The following is a 5,517-nucleotide window of genomic DNA, read 5'->3' as shown; positions in this document are numbered from 1 at the left end:
CGCGCTGCTGGACCGCATGCACGCGCTGGGCGTGCGGGGCGTGCGCTTCAACCGCGTTTCGCCGGTGGGCAACGGGCCCGAGGCGTTCCGCGCCCTGGCGCCACGCCTGCGCGAGCGCGGCTGGCACGTGCAGTGGTACGCGGGCCCGGAGCATCTGGCGGAGATCGCGGCGCTGCACGACCGGACCGGCGTGGCCTGCGTGCTCGACCACCTGGCGGGCCTGCATGCCGAGTTGCCGGCGGACGACGCGGCATGGAGCGCCCTCGCGGCGCTGGCCGCGCAGGGCGCGTGGATCAAGCTGTCCGGCTGGTACCGGCTGCGCGCGCAAGCGCCCTACGGCGCGCTGCAGGAGACGGTCCGGCGTGTGGCCGACCTGGCGCCCGGGCGGCTGGTGTGGGGCTCGGACTGGCCGCACACGTCGTTCGCCGCCGACGCCATGCCGGCCTACGATTCGGTGTGGCAGCCGGTGGTGGAGGCGTTGGGCCCGGACCGGGCCGGCACGGTCCGGCAGAACGCCTCGCGGCTGTATGCCTGACGGACGCCGCCCCGACGTGCCTTAGAAAATATCTTTTCAGTAGTGACTTAATACTGTTTCGATAGTAATATCCCTTCGTCGGCCATCCGGCCCATGACGAAAGGAAAACAATGCGCAAGACGAACAGGGGTATCGCCGTCGTGACGGGGGCGTCGTCGGGCATCGGGCTCGTGACCGCCCGGTCCCTGGTGCAGGCGGGCTACCAGGTCTTCGGCACCAGCCGCAAGGCACCCGCCGATCCGCCCGCCGGCGTCACGATGCTGGCCTGCGACGTGACCGACGAGGCGTCGGTCCAGCGCCTCGTGGACGAGGTGGCCAGGCGGGCAGGGCGCATCGATCTGGTCGTCAACAACGCCGGCGTGGGCCTGCTGGGCGGGGCCGAGGAATCCTCGATCGGGCAGGCGCAGCGCCTGTTCGACGTCAACGTCTTCGGCGTCGCCCGCGTCGTCAACGCGGTGCTGCCGCTCATGCGGGCCCAAAAGAGCGGCCGCATCATCAACATGAGCTCGATCCTGGGGCTGATTCCGGCGCCCTTCAACGCCTTCTACGCATCGACCAAGCACGCGATCGAGGGCTACTCGGAATCCCTCGACCACGAAGTGCGCCGGTTCGGCATCCGCGTGGTTCTGGTGGAGCCCGGTGTGACGCGCACGGCCTTCGAGGAAAACCTGTCGCGCGCCGACCGCCCCCTCGCGGACTATGCCGACGATCGCGCCCGCAGCGAAGCGCTCATGCGCCAATGGGTGGAGGCGGGCGATGCGCCGCAGATCGTCGCCGACGCCGTCGTGAAGGCCGCCACGGCCATCCGGCCCAAGCTGCGCTATTCGGCCGGCAAGCAGTCCACCCAGGTCCGCTCGCTGCGCCGCTATCTGCCCGAAGGGCTGGTCGACAAGACGCTGCGCAAGTTCAACGGCTTGCCGGCCTGAGCCGGGCGGGCGCGAGCGCTCTCTCTCATCCCCTTCCGGGTGCCGGCCAGGCCGCAGTGGATGGGGGCCTCGCGGGCGTGGCGGGCTCGCCGTGGCAGGCCGCCGGCGGGTCGGGATGGCGCCGTTCGGGGCAGAATGGCGGCCCCGGCGCTTTCCTTGCCAGCCCATGCCCTCCCGCCCCCTGCCTTCCGATCCGAGCGCCCCGGGCCGCACCGGTCCTGCCGCGCCCGCGCCCCGCACGCTGCTGTGGGGCTCGGTGGCCGTGGCGCTGGTCACCATCGTGCTCAAGACGCTGGCCTGGCACCTCACCGGCTCGGTGGGGCTGCTGTCCGATGCGCTGGAGTCATTCGTCAACCTGGCGGGCGCGGTGTTCGCGCTGGCCATGGTGACCGTGGCACAGCGCCCGGCGGACGACGACCACCCCTACGGGCACCACAAGGCCGAGTATTTTTCTTCCGGGTTCGAGGGCATTCTGATCGTGGGGGCCTCCGCCGCCATCTTCTGGGCGGCGGCGCACCGGCTGTCCTCGCCGCAGCCGCTGTAGCAGGTCGGCTGGGGCCTGGCGCTGTCGGTGGTCAGCTCGGCGCTCAACGGCGGTCTGGCCTGGCTGATGTTCCGCTCCGCGCGCGTGCACCGGTCGGTGGCGCTGGAGGGCGATGCGCGCCACCTCGTCACCGATGTCTGGACCTCGGCGGGCGTGGTCGTCGGCATCGGCGCGGCCAGCGCGACCGGCTGGCTCTGGCTGGACCCGGTGGTGGCCATGGCCGTGGCGCTGAACATCCTGCGGGAAGGGGCGCACATGGTGTGGCGCGCCTCCCAGGGCCTGATGGACGCGGCCGTGGAGCCCGAGGCGCAGGCGGCCATCGACGCGGCGCTGCGCGGCTTCGCGCAGGGCGCGCCGCAGGTGCGCTTCGACCACCTCATCACGCGCCAGGCCGGGCAGCGCCGCTTTGCCGGCCTGCACATGCACGTGCCCGCCGAGTGGAGCCTGGGGCGCGCCGCCCAGCTGCGCGGCGCCGTGGAGGCCGCCCTGATGCGCGCCGTGCCCGGGCTGCGCGTGACCATTGAGCTGCTGCCCGTCGGGGTGGAGGCATTTCTGGAAGAACCGAAGGATTCCCCACCATGATGAGCGTGTTGCAGCGCGTGCGCGAAGCGCGCGTGGAAGTCGATGGCGAGACCGTGGGCCGCATCGGCCCGGGCCTGCTGGTGCTGCTGTGCGCCGAGCGCGGCGACACCGATGCCGAGGCCGACCGGCTGCTGGCCAAGCTGCTCAAGCTGCGCGTGTTCACCGACGAGGCGGGCAAGATGAACCGCAGCGTGCAGGACGTGGGCGGCGGCCTGCTCGTCGTGAGCCAGTTCACGCTGGCCGCCGACACCTCCGGCGGCAACCGCCCGAGCTTCACCCAGGCGGCGGCGCCGGACGAGGGACGGCGGCTGTACGACCTGTTCGTGGCCCGGGCACGGGCGCTGCACCCGGTGGTGGAAACCGGGCGCTTCGCGGCCGACATGCAGGTGCATCTGGTGAACGACGGGCCGGTGACGATCCCGCTGCGCATGGCGCCAGTGGATGGTTTGCTATCGAAATAATAGCTAAACAGGCAATCAATACCACGGCATGGGGTTGTTTGGAGGCCCCATCCGGCCTTTCAGCGGCGGGTAAGGCGCGGCCCGCGCCGTGCTCGACTCAGCCCGCGTACGGGTCGTCGAAGCCCAGTTCCTGCAGGATGGCCGTCTCGTAGGCCTCCATCTCGTCGGCGTCCTCTGCGCTGGTCTCGTGGTCCCAGCCCTGGGCGTGCAGCGTGCCGTGCACCAGCAGGTGGGCGTAGTGCGCGCGCAGGTCCCGGTTCTGCTCGCGCGCCTCGCGCGCCACCACGGGTGCGCACAGCACGAGGTCGGCCATCACCAGGGGCTCCTGCGCGTAGTCGAAGGTGAGCACGTTGGTGGCGTAGTCCTTGCGGCGGTACTCGCGGTTGAGGGCCTGGCCTTCTTCCGCATCGACGATGCGCACGGTGATCTCGGCGTCGCTGGACAGCGCGTGGCGGATGAAGCGCGCCGCGGCATGGCGGGGCAGGGCGGCGCGGTGTTCCTGCACCCCGGGAAAGCGCGCGAACTGCAGCGACAGGGTCAGATGGTTCAGGGTCATTTGGGCCTCTGGCGCATGTTTCACTAGGGCGTTGTGCTATTGATTCAGGAGTGCCCTGCGCGGCTGCCCGCCGCGCGCTGGGCATCGTAGGCGTCCACGATGCGGGCGATGAGCGGGTGGCGCACCACGTCGGCGGTGGTGAACCGGGTGATCGCGATGCCCTTGACGCGCTTGAGCACCCGCTCGGCGTCGATCAGGCCGCTCATCGCGCCCTTGGGCAGGTCGATCTGGCTCACGTCGCCCGTCACCACGGCGCGGGCGCCGAAGCCGATGCGGGTGAGGAACATCTTCATCTGCTCGGGCGTGGTGTTCTGGGCCTCGTCCAGGATGATGAAGGCGTTGTTCAGCGTGCGCCCGCGCATGAAGGCCAGCGGCGCGATCTCCAGCGCGTTGCGCTCGAAGGCCTTCTGCACCTTCTCGTAGCCCATCAGGTCGTAGAGCGCGTCGTACAGCGGGCGCAGGTACGGGTCCACCTTCTGCGTGAGGTCGCCGGGCAGGAAGCCCAGGCGCTCCCCGGCCTCGACCGCCGGGCGCGTCAGCACGATGCGCTGCACCGCGTTGCGCTCCAGGGCGTCCACCGCGCAGGCCACGGCCAGGTAGGTCTTGCCGGTGCCGGCGGGGCCGATGCCGAAGGTGATGTCGTGGCTGGCGATGTTGTCCAGATAGTTGCTCTGCGTGGGGGTGCGCGCGCGCAGGTCGGCGCGGCGGGTGTTGAGCGTCACCGTGCCGTCACCGGGCGCCTCCAGCATGGAACTGTCGCCGGCCAGCATGAGCTGCAGGTGCTCCTCGGCGATGGGCCGCTCGGCCATTTCGTACAGCGCCTGGAGCAGCTCCATCGCCTGGGTGGCCTTGGCCTTCGGCCCATCCACCTTGAACTGCTCGTGCCGGTGCGCGATGCTGACCGACAGCGCCGTCTCGATGGTGCGCAGGTTCGCATCGGCCGGGCCGCACAGGTGCGACAGCCGGTTGTTGTTGTGGGGGGTGAAGGTGTGTCGCAGGATCACGCGGATAATTCCGGTTGGATGGCCGCAACGGTGCGGCGAAGGACATCAATGATAGGCAAACTCACCGGCACGCTGCTGGAAAAGAACCCGCCAGAAGTGCTGCTGGACTGCCACGGCGTTGGCTACGAGGTGCAGGTGCCCATGAGCACCTTCTACAACCTGCCGCCCGTGGGGGAGCGCGTGGCCCTGCTCACCCAGTTCATTGTGCGCGAGGACGCGCAGCTGCTCTACGGCTTTGCCACGGCGCCGGAGCGCCAGGCGTTCCGCGAACTCATCAAGATCTCCGGGGTGGGCCCGCGCACCGCGCTGTCCATCCTGAGCGGCATGGGCGTGTCCGACCTGGCGCAGGCCGTGTCCCTGCAGGAGGCGGGGCGCCTGGTGAAGGTGCCCGGCATCGGCAAGAAGACCGCCGAGCGCCTGCTGCTGGAACTCAAGGGCAAGCTGGGGGCCGACATCGGCGCCCATGCGCATGCCACGAGCGACGCGCAGGCCGACATCCTGCAGGCCCTGCTGGCGTTGGGCTACAACGACAAGGAAGCCGCGGCCGCGCTGAAGGCGCTGCCCCAGGACGTGGGGGTGAGCGACGGGATCAAGCTGGCGCTCAAGGCGCTGGCCAAATGAAGGCCATGGGCTGACGAAGAACAACGAATGGGACGCCGCGCGCACGCCCACGGGCGGGGTGGCGCGGGTCCGGGTCGATCCATCAAAAAAAGGGAGTGAACGAAAGATGGCCAAAGGGAAATGGATGGCGCGCGCAGCCGCGCTGGTCGTGGTGGCGTCGCTGGTGTCAGGGTGCGGCGGGGGCGACGGCGGCGCCTTCACCGTGAGCGCGGCGCCTTCCGAGGTGCTGCAGGTGGACTCGGCCGTGCAGCCGGCGGCTGCCGAGGCCGCGGTTTCCCGCACCAAGCA

At 70.3% G+C, this 5,517-nt stretch carries 7 protein-coding genes and 1 pseudogene; 6 read left to right on the top strand and 2 right to left on the bottom strand.

All coding sequences use genetic code 11. The features are described from left to right. The 4 genes and pseudogenes from AC27KI_RS17915 to dtd all read left to right on the top strand — a co-directional run. Positions 1-535, top strand: a 535-nt coding sequence (locus tag AC27KI_RS17915) for an amidohydrolase family protein (protein WP_487115049.1), incomplete at its 5' end; no start/stop codon positions are given. 110 nt (positions 536-645) lie between these two features. Beyond that, positions 646-1,461, top strand: a complete 816-nt coding sequence (locus AC27KI_RS17910) for an oxidoreductase (RefSeq protein WP_284425891.1) — start codon at positions 646-648, stop codon at positions 1,459-1,461. A gap of 166 nt (positions 1,462-1,627) precedes the next feature. After that, a pseudogene (locus AC27KI_RS17905) lies at positions 1,628-2,587 on the top strand (cation diffusion facilitator family transporter). Then, entirely contained in the window at positions 2,584-3,048 is a 465-nt protein-coding gene (gene dtd / locus AC27KI_RS17900) for a D-aminoacyl-tRNA deacylase (protein WP_284429503.1), read from the top strand. Before AC27KI_RS17905 ends, dtd begins: the two are co-directional and overlap by 4 nt. Positions 3,049-3,145: 97 nt before the next feature. Here the strand turns inward: dtd and ybeY are convergent, their stop codons facing one another. Then, the gene (gene ybeY / locus AC27KI_RS17895) at positions 3,146-3,604 is read right to left on the bottom strand and encodes an rRNA maturation RNase YbeY (protein ID WP_272567140.1); all 459 of its coding nucleotides are present in this window, start codon (positions 3,602-3,604) and stop codon (positions 3,146-3,148) included. Between the two features lie 44 nt (positions 3,605-3,648). Next, positions 3,649-4,608 carry a PhoH family protein gene (locus tag AC27KI_RS17890; protein WP_487115046.1) on the bottom strand — a complete coding sequence of 320 codons (960 nt, stop codon included), beginning with the start codon at positions 4,606-4,608 and terminating at the stop codon, positions 3,649-3,651. A 48-nt stretch (positions 4,609-4,656) separates the two neighbouring features. Between AC27KI_RS17890 and ruvA the strand changes: the two genes are divergently transcribed. Next, the gene (gene ruvA / locus AC27KI_RS17885; protein ID WP_272567143.1) at positions 4,657-5,229 is read left to right on the top strand and encodes a Holliday junction branch migration protein RuvA; all 573 of its coding nucleotides are present in this window, start codon (positions 4,657-4,659) and stop codon (positions 5,227-5,229) included. Between the two features lie 106 nt (positions 5,230-5,335). Next, the coding region (locus tag AC27KI_RS17880; RefSeq protein WP_487115044.1) for a hypothetical protein at positions 5,336-5,517 on the top strand (182 nt) is incomplete at its 3' end.

The sequence above is a fragment of the Acidovorax sp. KPB24-03 genome (assembly GCF_057546605.1).
The sequence above is the reverse complement of the archived record's forward strand: the minus strand, read 5'-3'. Positions and strand labels throughout refer to the sequence as shown.